The sequence below is a fragment of the Leifsonia sp. Y862 genome (genome assembly GCF_057669585.1).
The window spans coordinates 272,861-288,201 of record NZ_JBYHFR010000003.1 but is presented as its reverse complement, the minus strand read 5'-3'; the positions used below and the strand labels follow the sequence as shown (position 1 = coordinate 288,201).

Sequence of the window (15,341 nt, the reverse complement as noted above, 5' to 3'; positions counted from 1 at the left end):
GGCGCAATGCACCCAGCCAACAGCGGCCAAGCCGCCGGGCGTTGCTGCCGTGTCTGAACCACGGGCCGCTGCTAGCGGGCGGGGGTGGGGACGAGGACGATCCGCCCGAAAACTGAACCGGAATCCATTTGGCGGTGTGCCTCGGCTGCGCTTTCGAGGGATAGGACGTCGTGCACCACGGGGTGCAGTTCGCCGCGAGCGGCCTCGGCAAACTTCTCAGCTCTGACTGCGTCGCGCATTGCAACCGGGACCGTGTTGAGGCTGAATGTGGCGACCGAGCGCGACTGCTGGAACGCGAGTATCAGGCGCATACCGAAATCGGCAGGTGGCAGTCCGGCGACCGCACCCACGACGACCATGCGGCCGTTTGGGGCAAGCCGATCGATGAATGCCGGCACGTCTGGGCCGCCCACAATGTCGATGATGATGTCGAAGGAGGCCGGAGCTTCGGGGTCGCCGTCTCCGGCGCGATCGAGCACATGCGTTGCGCCAAACTCCCCGAGGCGTCGACCGCGCTCGGAAGACGAAGTGGTCACGGCGACGCTGCTCGCGCCGCCACGCACGGCGAGCTCCACGGCGGCGATACCGATACTGCCCGCAGCGCCGCGCACGAGTACGGACTCACCAGGTGCGAAGTGGGCGTGAGCGAGAGCGAAGTGGGCGACCGGCGCCGCACTCCCCAGCGTCACAGCGTCGATTGACGACAGCTCATCAGGAAGGGGCACGATGTCGCCGATCCGCGCCACGGCCTGTTCGACGTAACCGCCGCCGGTGCCGGTGAAGGCCCAAACGCGCCGTCCGATCCATGAGGGATCGATATCTGCTCCGACCGCTGTAACCGTGCCAGCGACCTCGCTGCCGGGGATCAGCCCCTCACTGAACCCGTAGCCACCGAGAGTGCCTCGGCGGATCACCGCGTCAACACCACCGACCCCGATCGCCTCTGTCGTGATGATCACCTGATCGGGTGCCGGACTCGGTTCGGGAACCTCAATCACCGCCATGCCGCTCGGGTTCCCAAATTGCTGAATTGCCACTGCTCGCACCATCATCTCCGTTTCGTTGCCTGAACCTGCGGTACTCTCAGGACAGTAATGGACACCCCCGTCCACTTATCGAAAGTGAGATCAATGGCTGAGCGATTGACTCATCTGCTTCGCTCAGACGCGAAGGACAATCGCGAGCGGGTTCTCGAAGCCGCGCGCTCACTCTTCTCGGAGCGCGGCCTGGACGTGCCCATGCGTGAGGTCGCACGCCATGCCGAAGTGGGACCCGCCACCCTCTACCGCCGATTTCCAACGAAGCAGGCGCTGATCGACGAGGTCTTCGCAGACGAACGAAAATCCTGTCGTCGAATCGTGGAGGCCGGCTGTGCCGACCCTGATCCGTGGCGGGGCTTTCGCTCGGTAATCGAAGGACTCAGCGTGCTGAATGTGCGCAACCAAGGTTTCGTGGACGCTTTCATGTCCGCCAACCCGGAGGCGGTGATGTTCTCCCAACATCGCTCCGCGCTGCTCCAACTGCTCGCAGAGCTCGCCGAACGTGCGCAGCGGGACGGCCAGCTTCGTCACGACTTCACGATTGACGACCTTGTCCTAGTCCTCCTGGCCGGACGGGGGCTGTCATCGACGCTGCTCGTCGATCGGGAGGCCGCAGCGCGACGCTTCGCCGCCCTCGCGATCGACGCTTTCCGCGAGGGCAGTGCGCCGAGGGACTCACCAACTGTGTGAGCAGCGAGAATTGCATGATGACCCCTGGATTCTCACTCGATGTGCCTCGACAAGACGTAAGCGAGCTGCGTGACCGGCTCCGGCGCACTCGGTGGGCGCCAGAGTGGCCGGTGACCGGCTGGACTGCTGGCACCGACCAGGTGGAGCTCCGCCGCCTGGCGTCGTACTGGGCAGACGGTTTCGATTGGGAGGCTCAGCAGCGCCAGATCAATGAACTGCCCTGGCACAGCGCGTTGATCTCTGGCACTGCCGTCAGCTATCTGCGATTCGAGGCGGAGACCCCAGGGGCGCTTCCGATCGTGCTGACGAACGGATGGCCGAGCACATCTCTCGAACTCGTCGAACTGGCCCGACGTCTTGCCACTCCGTCCGCGCATGGCGGCGATGCGGCCGACTCGTTCACCGTCATCGTGCCAGCCATACCCGGGTTCCCGTTCTCACCGCAGCGCCCGACCCACGCCGAGCAGACTCACGAGATTTGGCACCAGCTGATGTTCGACGAGCTGGGATTCGAGCGCTATGCAGCCCACGGGGGCGACCTGGGCGCTGGGATAACGTCGCGACTCGCACAGGCACACCCTGAGGCGGTCGTCGGCATTCATCTTCTCGCCGTTGCGGCTCCGGTCGACGTCGATTCAGCGTCACTTACCGGTGACGAGCAGGCGTATCTGGCTGCGGTGCAAGCTTGGGTGAGCTCGGAGGGTGGGTATCAGCACGAGCAACAGACCCGCCCGCTCAGTCTCGCACCGGCACTGTCTGACTCTCCGGTTGGCCTTCTCGCGTGGATTGTCGAGAAGTACCGGGCATGGAGCGACTCCAATGGAAATCTCTCGGCGCGATTCAGCGACGACTTCCTGCTCACGCAGGCCTCGCTGTACTGGTTCACGAACTCGATCTCGACATCGTTCCGGCCATACTGGGAGTTCGCAACCGGCCTGACGCCGCGTGTTCGGCGCGTCGACGTGCCGACGGCGGTCGCGGTCTTCCCTCACGATCTCACGCAGCCCCCTCGCAGCTGGGCTGAGCGCACGTACAACGTGGAACGGTATACGACAATGCCACGTGGCGGCCACTTCGCACCGCACGAAGAGCCAGACTTGCTCGCTATCGACCTGCGGGAATTTCTACGACCGCTGCGGTAAAGCAGAAGACAGGACAGGTGGCGCGTGGCGCGCTAGTGGCCCTTGTTCTGCTCGTCGAGGTCGGACTTCTCAGCATCATCGGGCTTCATTCCCAGGGAGAAGATCGCGATGACGACCAGCACGATGATGAAGGTGATGCCGAAGCCGACAAGCGTGAAGATCACGTCGCGGGTCACGAGCAACAGCACGAGGCCGACAAACAGGCCCAAAACGCCCGAGAGGCCAACGAGTTCGGCCGGCTTCAACCGGTCTGACTTGCTGGGCTCAAACTGATTGGGGTTTGGTGCTGGCTTGTTCTTCTTTGTCACTGGATGTCCGAATCTTGAGCTGAGGCAGCAGCGGATGCGTCATCTTTTGCTGCCCATTTGAGGGAGAGTCCGGCGATGATCAAGAAGACGCCGATAATCACGAAGTAAGCACCGAGCAGTCCCACAGAGACGACCGCATGCGGCGGAATGAGCAGGAAAATCAGCGCGAGGATGGCGGTGAGGGCTCCCACGGCGATCCAGTCGCGAGCGAACGGAGAGCGACTACGCGAGCGGATGCCGCTGTAGAGCTCGACGAAGCCGGTAACGGCCGCCCACACCGTCACGATGTACAGGAAGAAGGCGAGTCCGCCGGTGTGCAGGAGAAGTGCAACGGCGCCGGCCACGAGCCCAACGATGCCCTGCACCAGGGTGAGGCGACGGGTGACGCCGCTGAGGCTGCTCCAGCCGAGAATGGCCAGCAAGACGCCGCTCACCAGTGCGTACGCACCGAAGACCAGCAGCCCGAACTGGGCAGAGTGATCGGGGTTGAACGTGATGATCGCGGCCGGGATGAGCGCCACGACGGCACGCACAATCGGTACCGGCCAGTAGGGCATGCCGGACTGTCGCGAACCTGATGGCTGTGAGCCGGGAGCGGATGCTGTGGGGGCGTTCGCCACGCGGCGACCTCTTTCGTTACGAGTTTCTTACCAACCCAGTCTACGTCTCGTGAGGTGTCAGGATGCCGTGTGCGGAATCTGGCCGAATGCCCGTACGGGGAAGGTGCCGAATCCCTCGATTTTTGGCGGCACTGCGGTGAAGAAGGCGCCGCGCTCCGGCAGTGCGCCGAGGTTGGTCAGGTGCTCGACCACGTGAATGCCGGCGGCCAGCAGCAGCGTGTGCGCTGGCCGTTCACCGCCGCTCTCGGTGTCGTCGATGTTGAGGGAATCAATACCGACCAGGGCAACTCCGGCGTCGACGAGGAATTGCGCACCTGCCTCAGAGAGGAACGGCGACCCGACGGCATATTCGGGGGTTCCGAAGCTTGCATCCCAGCCGGTGTGCAGGAGTACAGCACTTCCGGAGAGGGAGCGGCCGACGCTGGCGAGGCTGTCTGGGCCGATTCCGCGGTGGCCGGCCGCGACATCCACTTCGAGGTGCACGACCACTGCTGGCAGGCCAACGAGCGTGTTGAGGGGGAGCCCGGCGAGGTCTGGGCCATCCGGGTAGCGGTGGTACGGACTGTCGAGGTAGGTGCCGGTGTTGCCGATGAGGGTGATGGTGTCCATCGCAAACTCGGTGCCAGGTGCATATTTCTGCCTGGACTCTTCCCTGGTGAGGTGCGGGGTGATCACAGGCGCCGGAAGGCCTGGGTAGGTGATGAGGCCGGCGCGGATGGTGTGGCTCAGGTCGACGATTCGGTCACGGGCAGCGGATGCGGCGGGTAGGGACACGGTAACTCCAGTTCGAGACGGCACAGACAATGGAACAGGGGAGATGGGCCGGGCTAGATGGGCCTGGCTAGATGGGAGCGGGCTGCGGTGTCAGCCGAGGGCGGCGCGCGCGATACGAACCGTGGAGTTCCAGCGCCACTCTGTGGTGGTGCTTTCGGGGTGCCGTCCCGTGGCGCGCAGCAGGTCGCTCCAGGCATCCGTGGTGCGCGCAGCGTCCGGGAAGATGCGGTCGAGCACCCGAGACACGATGGCGCCGTCCGGCTTGTAGTCGACGCCCTGCTCGGTGAGGATGTCGAAGCCATGCAGCACAACCTCTGCAATACCCATCGCGGCAAACCCCGACGCATCAGACAGGCCGGCAGGGTGAAAGCCACGGTGAGAGCTCGGAGCCGTCGCCACAACAGAACTCAGCAGGCCGCCGGCGGCATCAAGGCAACTGACGATGCCGGGAGTTCCCATTGCAGGGTCTGGGTAGAGCACGGTGGAGAGTCCACCCTCACGCCAGGCCGGTGGGTCGACGAACTCGACGTAGGACGTCTGAGGCGGATGACTGCCGGACAACTGCAGCGCGTAGAAAAGCAGATCGTCGCAGACGTGCGCTGCAGTCTCCCGATTGGTCCACGTCAGATTGTGCGCCAGGTCATCCCACGATTCGTCGGACAGCGCCGCAAACCGCTGCATCAGGTCGTCGATGACGGTGCGGACGTCGTGCGAAGTTGGCTCCATGGGGTCAACTCTGCCGGGCGCCCGCAGTTCGGCGCAACGACACAGCGTGCAATCCACAACACTGAGTGCGTTCAACAACAGCGCGTTTGGCTCACATACCCGGCAGGTGACGGATGTTGGACCGCGCGATCTGCACGGCCTCGCCGACGCCCCCGTTGAACACGACCTTCGTCATAGCGAGGGCGAAGCCCGTGATCTGGGAGGCGGAGACCGTGGGCGGAAGTGACAGCGCCAGCGGGTCGGTCACGATATCGACCAGCGCCGGACCGTCGTAGGCGAACGCATCCGTGAGCGCGCCTTTCAGGTCTTTGGGATCCTCAACCCGTCGACCGAACACACTGAGCGCCTGCGCGACAGCGGCATAGTTGACGTCTGGCACGTCAACGCCATACGCCGGGATGCCATCAACGAACATCTCCAACTTCACCAGCCCGAGCGTTGAATTGTTGAAGACGACAAGCTTCACCGGGAGTTTGTACGCAGCGACGGTGACGAGTTCACCCATCAGCATCGACAAGCCGCCATCGCCGGATAATGACACCACCTGGCGCTGTGGGTACGCCACCTGGGCGCCGAGCGCCTGGGGGAGTGCGTTAGCCATCGATCCGTGCAGGTAGGAACCGATCAATCGTCTCTTGCCATTGACCGTGATGTACCTCGCCTGCCAGACATTGCACATGCCGGTATCTGCCGTGACGATGGCGTCGTCGGCCAACAGATCGTCGAGCACCGTCGCGGCGTACTCGGGGTGGATGGGCTTCATAGTGTCGACATCGGTGTACTTTCCAACAACGGAATGCATCAACCGGTCGTGCTTCTTTATATTCTCGTTTAGGAATGAACGGTTCTTCTTCCGTCTAACCTGTGGCGTGAGGGCAGCAAGCGTCGCTGTGACATCGCCGAGGATCGGGTACGTCACACTCGTTCGGCGGCCTAGATGCGCAACATCGGAGTCGATCTGCGCAACGGCCACTGATGCTTCGTCGGGCAGGAACTGCTCGTACGGAAAGTCGGTGCCCAGCAGAATCAGCAGGTCGGCGTTGTGAATCCCGGCATGGGCGGCTCCGTAACCGAGTAAGCCGGTCATCCCCACGTCAAATGGGTTGTCGTACTGAATCCATTCCTTTCCACGCACGGAATGCCCGATCGGAGCACCAATCAGGTCAGCGAACGCGACGACCTCGTCGTGCGCCCCCGCAACGCCGGCGCCCGCGAAAATGGCCACGGACGACGCCGCGTTGATCGCGTCAGCCAGGCGCGCGACATCCGCTGCCGCCGGTACCAGTGCGGGTGCCCCTGGTGTGACGAACGCGGGAAAGCTGCCAACGGCATCGTATTCGGCGACGTCACCCGGTAGCGTCACGACCGCAACGCCGCGCAGTCCGGTGGCGTGACGCAGCGCGGAATTGATCACCCGCGGTGCCTGCTCAGCCGTGGAAATGAACTCGCAATAGTTCGAGCACTCAACGAATAGTCGATCGGGATGGGTTTCCTGAAAGTAGCCGCTCCCGATCTGCTTGCTCGGAATGTGGCTGGCGATCGCCAACACCGGCGCCCCCGACCGATGTGCGTCATACAGCCCGTTGATCAGGTGCAGGTTGCCGGGGCCGCAACTCCCGGCACATACCGCGAGCTTGCCCGTGAGCTGGGCCTCCGCGCCCGCCGCAAATGCCGCGGCCTCCTCGTTGCGAACGTGGATCCAGTCGATGCCGCCCTTCGCAGCACCGCCAGACCGACGCACCGCGTCGACGATGGGATTGAGGCTGTCCCCGACGATCCCGTAGATACGATGGACTCCTACATCGAGCAGCTGGGCAACAAGCTGGTCTGCGACTGATCTCTTAGCCATAGGCCCAGTATGTGCTCGTGACACTCCGCAATCTAGGGTCGCTGCAGCCGGTGCAGGCTAGGTGAGCGTGACCCTGTCGTGGGTCTCGAGGCCACATTCCTGACCCGGGTACCTGAGCCCCGAAAAGTACTGCGCGGTGTGGGCCACGATCTGTTCACCGCTGATCGGCACGCCATTGAAGGTCGAGTCCGTGGTGGTGTGACAGTCGCTGACGAGCACGATGTCATAGCCCTCAGCTGCCGCGCGCTGCGCCGTCGTCCGCACGCAATAGTCGGACTGCGCGCCCGCAATCACCAGCCGAGAGATCCCGGCCTCTGCGAGCACCGCGGCCAGGGACGTGTCGACAAACGAGTCTCTGTATGCCTTATACACCCGGGCTTCGCCGTCCTGCGGTGCCAGTGGAGCGGCGAGCTGCCAGGCATCGCTGCCGCGTTCCATTCCCGGTTCTTCATGCTGCACGAAGATCACCGGAGCAGCGGATGCCCGCGCTCGCGCAATCAGGGCATCCGTACGTGCCAGCACGCCAGGCCCGTCGAAGCAGCCATTCATCACGTCGACCTGGAGGTCGATGACGAGCACTGCGGTTCTGGTCCTGTCGACAAAGCGGCTCATGGTGCCCATTCTTCCAGCCGGTTTGCGCACTTCTAGGCAGAGCCTCGTCTGACGAGCTCGGTGGGAATCGTGATTGCCGCGGCCGGCTGGCCCTCGATCACCTGCATCAGCAGTCGCACCATTTCCTGACTGATCCGCTCGAAGGGCTGTCGCATTGTCGTCAGCTGTGGCGTCGTCGTGACCGCCACCGGGGAATCGTCGAAGCCAATCAGGGAAACATCATCCGGAACCACACGTCCAGCAGCCTGCAGCACGTCCAGTGCGCCGACGGCCATCATGTCGTTCGCCGCAAAGACACCGTCGATCTCGGGGTGGCGCTCAAACAGCTCCCGCATGCCAGCTGCACCACTCGCCTTGCTGTAGTCGCCATGCGCAACGAACGACTCGTCGTAGTCGCTGCCGAGCTGCTCCCGATACCCCGCGAACCGGTTGATTCCCCCAGAGGTGTCGAGCGGGCCGGTGATGATCGCGATGTGCGTGCGGCCCTGGTCTTGCAGGAGCTCAACTGCCGTTCTGGCACCGTCAGCATCGGCGGCGGCCACATAGCCGATGTTGCGCTCGTATCCGAGTGGAATGCCGCAGGCGATCGCCGGTACTTTCGAGCGCACCAGCTCAGGGATGAATGACTGCCGCCCTCGGTGCGAGGAGACTAGCAGAACGCCGTCGACGTGGCCGGCCGTGATGAAGTCAGTGGCTCGTCGTTGTTCAGCGTCCGATCCGGCCATGAGCAGCACCAGCGGGATGTCGCGCTCCTCAAGCGCCTGCGCAGCGCCCCGCATCAGGATCGAGAAGTTGGGGTCTTCGAACAGGCGCTCATGCGACTCGGTGAGCAGGAATGCGATCGAATTCGCGCGATTGGTCGCGAGGCTTCTGGCGTGCGGGTTGATCCGATAGCCGGTCTTCTTGATCGCGTCATTCACCGCGGCCAGGGCGTCGGGGCTCACCCAGTGACCGCCGTTGAGTACCCGGGACACCGTCCCTCTGGATACGCCGGCTTCGAGTGCAACGTCGTCGATCGTGGGGCGTCGCCGCCGCGAAGTAGTGTCGGTCACGCGCCCAGCCTATTGGAGTCCATCATGCTCGTCTCCACTGATTACTTGACGGCGCCGGCTGCCAGGTCAACCTTCCAGTAGCGCTGCAGCACCAGGAAGAGTGCGATCAGCGGAATGATCGACAGCAGCGCGCCGGTGATGACGAGCGTGTAGAGCGCCGGAACCGTTGCGCCCTGGTTGAGCAGACCGTTCAGGCCGACGGTGATCGGGAACAGCGTGTCGCTGCCGAGCATGATGTACGGCAGCATGAAGTTGTTCCACACGGCGACGAACTGGAAGAGGAAGATCGTCACAAGGCCGGGCATCATCATGGGCAGGGCGATGCCGTGGAAGATCCGCAGTTCTTTGGCACCCTCGGTGCGCGCAGCTTCGATGACCTCGGTCGGCACAGAGCCAGCGGTGTAGATCCGTGCCAGGTAGATGCCGTAGGGGCTGATGATCTGGGGGAGCAGCACGGCCCAGTAGGTGTTGGTCAGGCCGATCTGTGCCATCAGGAAGTACTGCGGGATGGCCAGGATCACGCCGGGAACCAGCACGCCCATGAGCAGAACCTTGAAGACAAAGCCCTTGCCTGGGAACGAGAACTTGGCCAGGACGTAGCCAGACATCGCCGAGATGTACGTCGACGCAAGTGCCCCGACACCGGCATACAGCGCGGTGTTCAGCATCCAGCGCCAGTAGAGGCCGTCGCGGTACTGCGTGAGTTCGACGATGTTGTCCCACAGGTGGGTGCTGGGCGCGAGGGTGAATGTCGAGAAGAGCTCTGAGCCGTCCTTGGTGGATGCCATCAGCACCCAGAACACGGGGAAGAGGCAGTAAATCGCACCAATGATCAGGATGCTGGTCGAGAGAACACTCGGGCGCACCGTGATCCCGTTGTCCTTCTTCGCACGTCGTGAAGCGGGAGTGGACTTGGGATGTGACGCCGCAACATCCGGTCGGCTAGTCTCCGTGGTTTCTGCAAGGGAGGTCATGTCAGTCTTCCTGTCCGAAAGCGCGCTTCTGGACGATGCGAAGGAATAGGAACGAGAGCGCGAACGTCGCCAGTGCGATGATGATCGAGGTGGCGGCAGCCGAGTAGATGTCGTCGCGCGTGAACGCATCCCGGTACACGAGCATCAGCGGTGACCAGCTGGTCGACAGGCTGTTGGTCAGCGGACGCAGGGTCGTGGGTTCGGCAAAGACCTGCAGTGTTGCGATCATCGAGAAGAGCGCGGTCATGATGAGAGCCGGGGCAATGATCGGGATCTTGATGCGCCAGGCGATCTGAATCTCGCTCGCGCCATCGATCTTTGCCGCCTCGTAGATCTCGCTGGAGACTGACTTGAGCGAGGTGTAGATAACGATCATGTTGAAGCCCACTCCACCCCAAAGCGCGATGTTCGCAATTCCGAAAGTGACGAGCGACGGCGACATCATCGACGGGGCGTCCCAGCCGAGTTTGTCGAAGACATAGTAGAAGGGGCTGACTGCCGGGAGGTAGAGGAAACCCCAGAGCAGCGAGCTGATCACAGCAGGAACCGCGTACGGCAGGAAGATCGAGATCCGCGAGAAGCTCTGTGCCCGGGTGCGGCGCGAGTCGAGCAGCAGCGCGAAGAGCAGCGCAAGCCCGAGCATGGTGGGGATGAGCACGGCACCGTAGACCAGAACACGGCCGACGCTGGCCCCGAATTCTGGGTTGGTGAGAGTGCCGATGTAATTCTGGAGTCCGGCGAAAACCTGCGTCTGACTTCCCGAGCCGAGGCCGAGGCCGACAACCTGCTTCTTCTGGAAGCTCAGGTAGAGCGTATAGAAGATGGGGGCGGCCATGAAGACCGTGAACAGGATGATTCCGGGTGCCAGCATCGCATAGGCGCTGCGCGTCAGGGAGCGCTGGTTGCGCGAGCCCTTGCGGCGCGGCAGGACTGGGGCTGGTGCCTCGTCCCGCGGGGTGTCGACGAGTGTCGTCACTGCAAATCTCCGTTCTGAGAATGCTGGGGGCCTGCCGAATATCTCCGACAGGCCCCCAAATGGTTGCTACTTGACGTTGAAGCCGCTCTTTTTGAGGTCATCCGTCGTGATTTTCTGCATGGCGCCGACCGCCGCGACAAACGCTGACTGAGTCTTCGCGTCTGCTGCCTTGGCGAACTCGTCGTTGTACGCGCTGTATGCCACGTTGACGTTGGGTCCGTAGGTGAACGGGTTCACTGCCGCCGCCGCAGCTGCTGCAACCTGGTAGAAATCGGCCTGGTTGCTGAAGAACTCAGGAGATTCAGTCAGTGCGGATGCCGCTGCCTTGGTGTCGGCCGGGTAGATTCCGGCGTTGTCGACGAGAGCCTGAATGGCCTCCGCATCGGTGTTCAGCCAGGTGACGAACTCGAGTGCTTCCTTGGGGTGCTTCGACTGAGTCGTCACACCGGTGGTCGAGCCGCCCCAGTTGCCGTTGGCAGCCTCGCCTGCGGTCCACTGCGGAACCTCAGCGGCAATCCACTTTCCCTGCGTGTCAGCCGCGTTTCCAGCCAGAACGCCAGGGCCCCATACCGATGAGACCCAGCCAGCCTGGCTGCCGTCGTTCAGTCCGGAATTCCACTCAGGGGTGTACATCGGCTTGTTGTCGATGACGCCTTCCTCGACGAGTTCGCCCCAGTATGAGGCGACCTTCTGGGTTGCAGCCTTGTCTATGTCGACGCCCCAGGCATCGCCGTCGACTGACCACCAGGAGGCGCCAGCCTGCTGAGACAGCCCGCTGAACCAGCCAGCGTCGTTCGCCGAGAACGTGCCGAGGTACTTGGACGGGTCTGCGGCGTGCAGGGCGCGGGCGGTATCTGCGTACTCATCCCACGTGGTCGGCACGGTCAGGCCGTACTGGCTCAGGATGTCGGCGCGGTAGTAGGCCATCATGGGGCCGGTGTCCTGAGGAATCGCGTACACGGCATCTCCGCCGAGCGTGACTGAGCTCCAGGCGCCACTCGGGAAGTTGCCCTCGAGGTCGCTTGCGCCGAACTCGGACAGGTCGGCAAGTGCATCAGAACCAACGAGCGTCGGGATCTTCTGGTACTCGGCCTGGATCATGTCTGGAGCGCCGCTGCCTGCCTTGATGGCGGTGAGGAGCTTGGTGATGGCCGGGTCGCCACCGTCCTGCTTGTTGACGGTGACCTGGATGTCGGGGTGCGACTCGTTCCAGATATCTACAACTTTGTCGAGGTTCGGTGCCCATGCCCAGTACGTGAGTTCAACGGACCCTGAGTCACCTCCCGAGGTATCAGCCGAACATCCGGTCATCAGCAACGCCGAAACTGCGATTGCTGTGACTGCTGCTGTGCGAATTGAGCTGCGCATTCGTCCTCCTTGTCGAAAGCCACCAGTAGGTGCATTGGGTCGGCGTGCTTTCGTAATCAAGCGACAACGTCGGCGTACCTGTGAGCGGTACTAGTAATTCACAGATACTTTTCCTTGTCAACACAGGTCATTCGGCTGGCTCTCACCGTGTGGGCTGTGATAGAACTGTGACCGCACACAGTCAAAGGAGAACCAATGCAACTCGAACGCCCCGAGGCAATCTCGCGGTCCCAGACCGAACAGGGCGCGACTGTCGTGCCAGCACAGCCCAGCGAAACGCAGCGCGGCACCAATGGTCGATGGATCCCCGGAACCACACAGATCCGGTTCGGCGGCGACTACAACCCCGAGCAGTGGAGCCGCGATACATGGCTCGAAGACATCGAGCTCATGCAGCAGGCCGGCATCAACCTGGTCAGCATCGGGATCTTCTCCTGGGCGCTTCTCGAACCGCGCGAGGGTGAATACGACTTCAGCTTCCTCGATGACATCATCGGTCTGCTCGGCGACGCCGGCATCGACGTCGACCTCGGCACGCCGACAGCTTCACCGCCGGCCTGGTTCTGGAAGAAGTACCCGGAATCGCACCCCGTCACCCGCGATGGCATCCGTCTGGGTTTCGGCTCGCGCGGCATGGTCAGCCCGAGCTCGCCCGAATACCGCGCTGCGGCGAGCGGCATCGCCGGGGAGCTGGCGAAGCGCTACTCGTCGAATCCTGCGGTCGTCATGTGGCACATCCACAACGAGTACGGCGCACCGATCAGCGACAGCTATGACGACTACTCGGTCGCAGCGTTCCGTGAGTGGCTGCAGGCGAAGTACGGCACCCTTGACGGCCTCAATCGCGCCTGGGGCACACTGTTCTGGGGCCAGGTCTACGGGGAGTGGGATGAGATCGACGTGCCGCGTCTCGCGGCCAGCGTGACCAACCAGGCGCAGCGCCTGGACTTCCAGCGTTTCACCTCTGATGCCCTGCTCGCCTGCTACGTCGCCGAGCGCAACGCGATCCGCGCGTACGACCAGACCCGCCCCATCACCACCAACTTCATGGGCACCAACTGCCCGTCTGTCGACTACTGGAAGTGGGCTGCCGAGGTCGACATCGTCGCCAACGACCACTACCTCGTCGCCGAGCGCAGCGACAACCACATCCTGCTCTCCATGGATGCCGACTTCACCCGCTCCCTCGCGGGAGGCTCGCCATGGATGCTCATGGAACACTCCACCTCTGCCGTCAACTGGCAGCCGCGCAACATCGCCAAGCGCGCTGGGGAGATGGCCAGGAACAGCCTCGCCCACGTCGCCAGGGGAGCGGATGCCGTGCTGTTCTTCCAGTTCAGGGCGAGCCGCTTCGGTGTGGAGAAGTTCCACTCGGCGATGCTGCCCCACGGTGGCACCTCGACGCGCATCTGGAAGGAAGTCGTCGCCCTCGGAAGCGACCTGGCTGCACTGTCGCCGATCAGCGGCTCGCGAGTGAGTGCATCCGTCGCCATCGTCTGGAGCATCGAGTCGTTCTGGGCCCAGGACCTCGAGTGGCGCCCCACCGTCGAGCTTGAACACCGCTCTCGCATCGAATCGTTCTACACGGCGCTCTGGGAGCGCGGCGTGACGATCGACTTCGTGCACCCCAGCCACGACCTCAACTCGTACGACGTCGTCTTCGCGCCCAGCCTCTACCTGCTCGACACCGAGGCAGCAGCGAACATCGAAGGCTACGTCGCCGCCGGCGGATCGCTCGTCGTCTCGTACTTCTCCGGCATCGTCGGTGCCAACGACGAGGTGTACCCCGGAGCATCACCCGGAGCGCTCCGCGACGTCCTCGGACTGGAGATCCACGAGTTCCTGCCGCTCCACGAGGCCGAAACAGTCGCACTCAGCGATGGTCGCACCGGTTCGGTGTGGACCGAAGAAGTCGTGCTCACCTCCGGCAGCGCACACGCGGTTTATGCTGACGGACCTGCCGCAGGCAAGCCGGCCATTGTGCGCAACGCGCATGGCGCCGGCCAGGCCTGGTACATCTCGACCGGGCTGCACGGATCCGACCTGTCATCGCTCATCGAGAGCGTGCTGACGGAGACGGGAACTGCGTTCAGCACCCTTCCCGCCGGCCTTGAGTACGTGGTGCGCCGCAGCGACGACACGGAGTACGCGTTCTACATCAACCACGCAGACACGGATGCCATCGTGACGGCACACGGTGTTGATGCGTTGACGGGTGAAGCGGTCGAGGGTGATGTCGTTGTGCCTGGTGCCGGTTTCCGGGTCATCACCACTCCTCGCTAGCCGCTGTTTGACTAGCTGCGCCGTCTGGCTCGAACTACTGCATGACGCGAAATGCGGGCGCTCCCGATGGGGCGCCCGCATTAGTCATCTGCTGACGCTTTCTGGCGACTATCCAAGGAGCCGCTTGAGGCGCACATCGGAATCCGGTGACGTTCGCAGTTCGCTAAGCAGGGTAGCCCCCGCCCTGGATCCTCAGCCACCGCGACGCACCAGTTCTTCACGATCTCACGCAGCAGAGATAATCGCTCGCTGCTTGTTTGTGAAAACCTTGAGTGGGTCGCTCAAGGTTCCTGGCGGAGCCCCTGTTGCCAGACTAAGTGCCACGGATTCCAGACCAGTCGCGTCGATCGTAGATTGCGCCTCGCGTCACGCTCGTTGTACACGCCGCGGCGTCAGAGGGCGTTGTTAGGCTCTCGGGTATGACAGCCCTAGTAATTGAAGGCGAGTGGATTCCATTCGACGGCGCCCTCCCCGAGATTGTAGATCGGGGCAAGGTCTACGTGGTCCCGACCCGAGGTCCGTCGGAAGGCAACGACAGACCACGATACACCGACACAGTGCGCTACCTGCCGAAAGCCGCGCGAGCGCGAGACCTGCCCGTCGAGTTTGCTACTCCGAGCGCGACGCGCGAGTACCTAGCCGAGTACAGCGTCGACCCTGAGACATGGTCACTCGGGCTAGCCTGTTTCCAAATGGCGAGCGACTGGCTCATCCTGACGGTCACACTCTTCATCACGCACCGTGCGGAACGCCAGGGCTGGACGCCCACAGAAGCGGAGCAGCTTCCGCTGAAAGTGTCCGTCGCCGAGACTGAGACCGGTCGCACCTTTGAGGTCGAAGGCAGCGGCGCTGAGGTAATTGAGGCGCTGAAGGTGCTACAGCGCAGCCCGGCGGACCACAAGAGGACCAAGAAGAAGGGCGATTGAC

15 protein-coding genes are annotated in these 15,341 nt (G+C 63.2%); 4 read left to right on the top strand and 11 right to left on the bottom strand.

The features are described 5' to 3' along the window. Positions 1-71: 71 nt before the first annotated feature. On the bottom strand, positions 72-1,037 hold the full coding sequence (locus AC25Z0_RS15650) for a zinc-binding dehydrogenase (protein ID WP_488133792.1): 966 nt from the start codon (positions 1,035-1,037) through the stop codon (positions 72-74). A gap of 93 nt (positions 1,038-1,130) precedes the next feature. Here AC25Z0_RS15650 and AC25Z0_RS15645 point away from each other — a divergent pair, with 93 nt between their 5' ends. Beyond that, positions 1,131-1,730: a TetR/AcrR family transcriptional regulator gene (locus AC25Z0_RS15645; protein ID WP_488121023.1), complete on the top strand. Its 600-nt coding sequence runs from the start codon at positions 1,131-1,133 to the stop codon at positions 1,728-1,730. Between the two features lie 17 nt (positions 1,731-1,747). Beyond that, positions 1,748-2,872 carry an epoxide hydrolase family protein gene (locus AC25Z0_RS15640; protein ID WP_488133791.1) on the top strand — a complete coding sequence of 375 codons (1,125 nt, stop codon included), beginning with the start codon at positions 1,748-1,750 and terminating at the stop codon, positions 2,870-2,872. Between the two features lie 32 nt (positions 2,873-2,904). On the opposite strand, the gene AC25Z0_RS15635 is transcribed toward AC25Z0_RS15640, so the two are convergent. The 10 genes from AC25Z0_RS15635 to AC25Z0_RS15590 form a co-directional block, all read right to left on the bottom strand. Continuing rightward, positions 2,905-3,180: a hypothetical protein gene (locus AC25Z0_RS15635; protein ID WP_488121021.1), complete on the bottom strand. Its 276-nt coding sequence runs from the start codon at positions 3,178-3,180 to the stop codon at positions 2,905-2,907. After that, complete coding sequence (locus AC25Z0_RS15630; protein ID WP_488121020.1) at positions 3,177-3,800, bottom strand: HdeD family acid-resistance protein; 624 nt, start codon at positions 3,798-3,800, stop codon at positions 3,177-3,179. The genes AC25Z0_RS15635 and AC25Z0_RS15630 overlap by 4 nt, the downstream gene beginning before the upstream one ends. Positions 3,801-3,857: 57 nt before the next feature. Continuing rightward, positions 3,858-4,574: a cyclase family protein gene (locus AC25Z0_RS15625; RefSeq protein ID WP_488133790.1), complete on the bottom strand. Its 717-nt coding sequence runs from the start codon at positions 4,572-4,574 to the stop codon at positions 3,858-3,860. Positions 4,575-4,664: 90 nt separating this feature from the next. Then, a complete protein-coding gene (locus AC25Z0_RS15620) occupies positions 4,665-5,300 on the bottom strand; it encodes a hypothetical protein (protein WP_488133789.1) in 636 nt (211 codons plus the stop codon). 91 nt (positions 5,301-5,391) lie between these two features. Beyond that, positions 5,392-7,149, bottom strand: a complete 1,758-nt coding sequence (locus AC25Z0_RS15615; RefSeq protein WP_488133788.1) for a pyruvate dehydrogenase — start codon at positions 7,147-7,149, stop codon at positions 5,392-5,394. Between the two features lie 57 nt (positions 7,150-7,206). Next, positions 7,207-7,761: a cysteine hydrolase family protein gene (locus AC25Z0_RS15610; protein WP_488133787.1), complete on the bottom strand. Its 555-nt coding sequence runs from the start codon at positions 7,759-7,761 to the stop codon at positions 7,207-7,209. A gap of 32 nt (positions 7,762-7,793) precedes the next feature. Next, positions 7,794-8,813, bottom strand: a complete 1,020-nt coding sequence (locus tag AC25Z0_RS15605) for a LacI family DNA-binding transcriptional regulator (protein ID WP_488133786.1) — start codon at positions 8,811-8,813, stop codon at positions 7,794-7,796. A 41-nt stretch (positions 8,814-8,854) separates the two neighbouring features. Next, the gene (locus tag AC25Z0_RS15600; protein WP_488133785.1) at positions 8,855-9,787 is read right to left on the bottom strand and encodes a carbohydrate ABC transporter permease; all 933 of its coding nucleotides are present in this window, start codon (positions 9,785-9,787) and stop codon (positions 8,855-8,857) included. 1 nt (position 9,788) lies between these two features. Next, entirely contained in the window at positions 9,789-10,763 is a 975-nt protein-coding gene (locus tag AC25Z0_RS15595; RefSeq protein WP_488133784.1) for a carbohydrate ABC transporter permease, read from the bottom strand. 66 nt (positions 10,764-10,829) lie between these two features. Continuing rightward, positions 10,830-12,131: an ABC transporter substrate-binding protein gene (locus tag AC25Z0_RS15590; RefSeq protein WP_488133783.1), complete on the bottom strand. Its 1,302-nt coding sequence runs from the start codon at positions 12,129-12,131 to the stop codon at positions 10,830-10,832. Between the two features lie 195 nt (positions 12,132-12,326). On the opposite strand from AC25Z0_RS15590, the gene AC25Z0_RS15585 reads away from it, so the two are divergent. Further along, positions 12,327-14,414: a beta-galactosidase gene (locus AC25Z0_RS15585; protein WP_488133782.1), complete on the top strand. Its 2,088-nt coding sequence runs from the start codon at positions 12,327-12,329 to the stop codon at positions 14,412-14,414. 419 nt (positions 14,415-14,833) lie between these two features. After that, the gene (locus AC25Z0_RS15580; protein WP_488133781.1) at positions 14,834-15,340 is read left to right on the top strand and encodes a hypothetical protein; all 507 of its coding nucleotides are present in this window, start codon (positions 14,834-14,836) and stop codon (positions 15,338-15,340) included. Position 15,341: the final 1 nt, after the last annotated feature.

Coding starts and splice junctions, on each gene's coding strand:
- AC25Z0_RS15590 (WP_488133783.1), bottom strand. CDS start 12,131: ATGCGCAGCTCAATTCGCACAGCAGCAGTCACAGCAATCGCAGTTTCG.
- AC25Z0_RS15610 (WP_488133787.1), bottom strand. CDS start 7,761: ATGAGCCGCTTTGTCGACAGGACCAGAACCGCAGTGCTCGTCATCGAC.
- AC25Z0_RS15645 (WP_488121023.1), top strand. CDS start 1,131: ATGGCTGAGCGATTGACTCATCTGCTTCGCTCAGACGCGAAGGACAAT.
- AC25Z0_RS15615 (WP_488133788.1), bottom strand. CDS start 7,149: ATGGCTAAGAGATCAGTCGCAGACCAGCTTGTTGCCCAGCTGCTCGAT.
- AC25Z0_RS15620 (WP_488133789.1), bottom strand. CDS start 5,300: ATGGAGCCAACTTCGCACGACGTCCGCACCGTCATCGACGACCTGATG.
- AC25Z0_RS15580 (WP_488133781.1), top strand. CDS start 14,834: ATGACAGCCCTAGTAATTGAAGGCGAGTGGATTCCATTCGACGGCGCC.
- AC25Z0_RS15600 (WP_488133785.1), bottom strand. CDS start 9,787: ATGACCTCCCTTGCAGAAACCACGGAGACTAGCCGACCGGATGTTGCG.
- AC25Z0_RS15585 (WP_488133782.1), top strand. CDS start 12,327: ATGCAACTCGAACGCCCCGAGGCAATCTCGCGGTCCCAGACCGAACAG.
- AC25Z0_RS15640 (WP_488133791.1), top strand. CDS start 1,748: ATGACCCCTGGATTCTCACTCGATGTGCCTCGACAAGACGTAAGCGAG.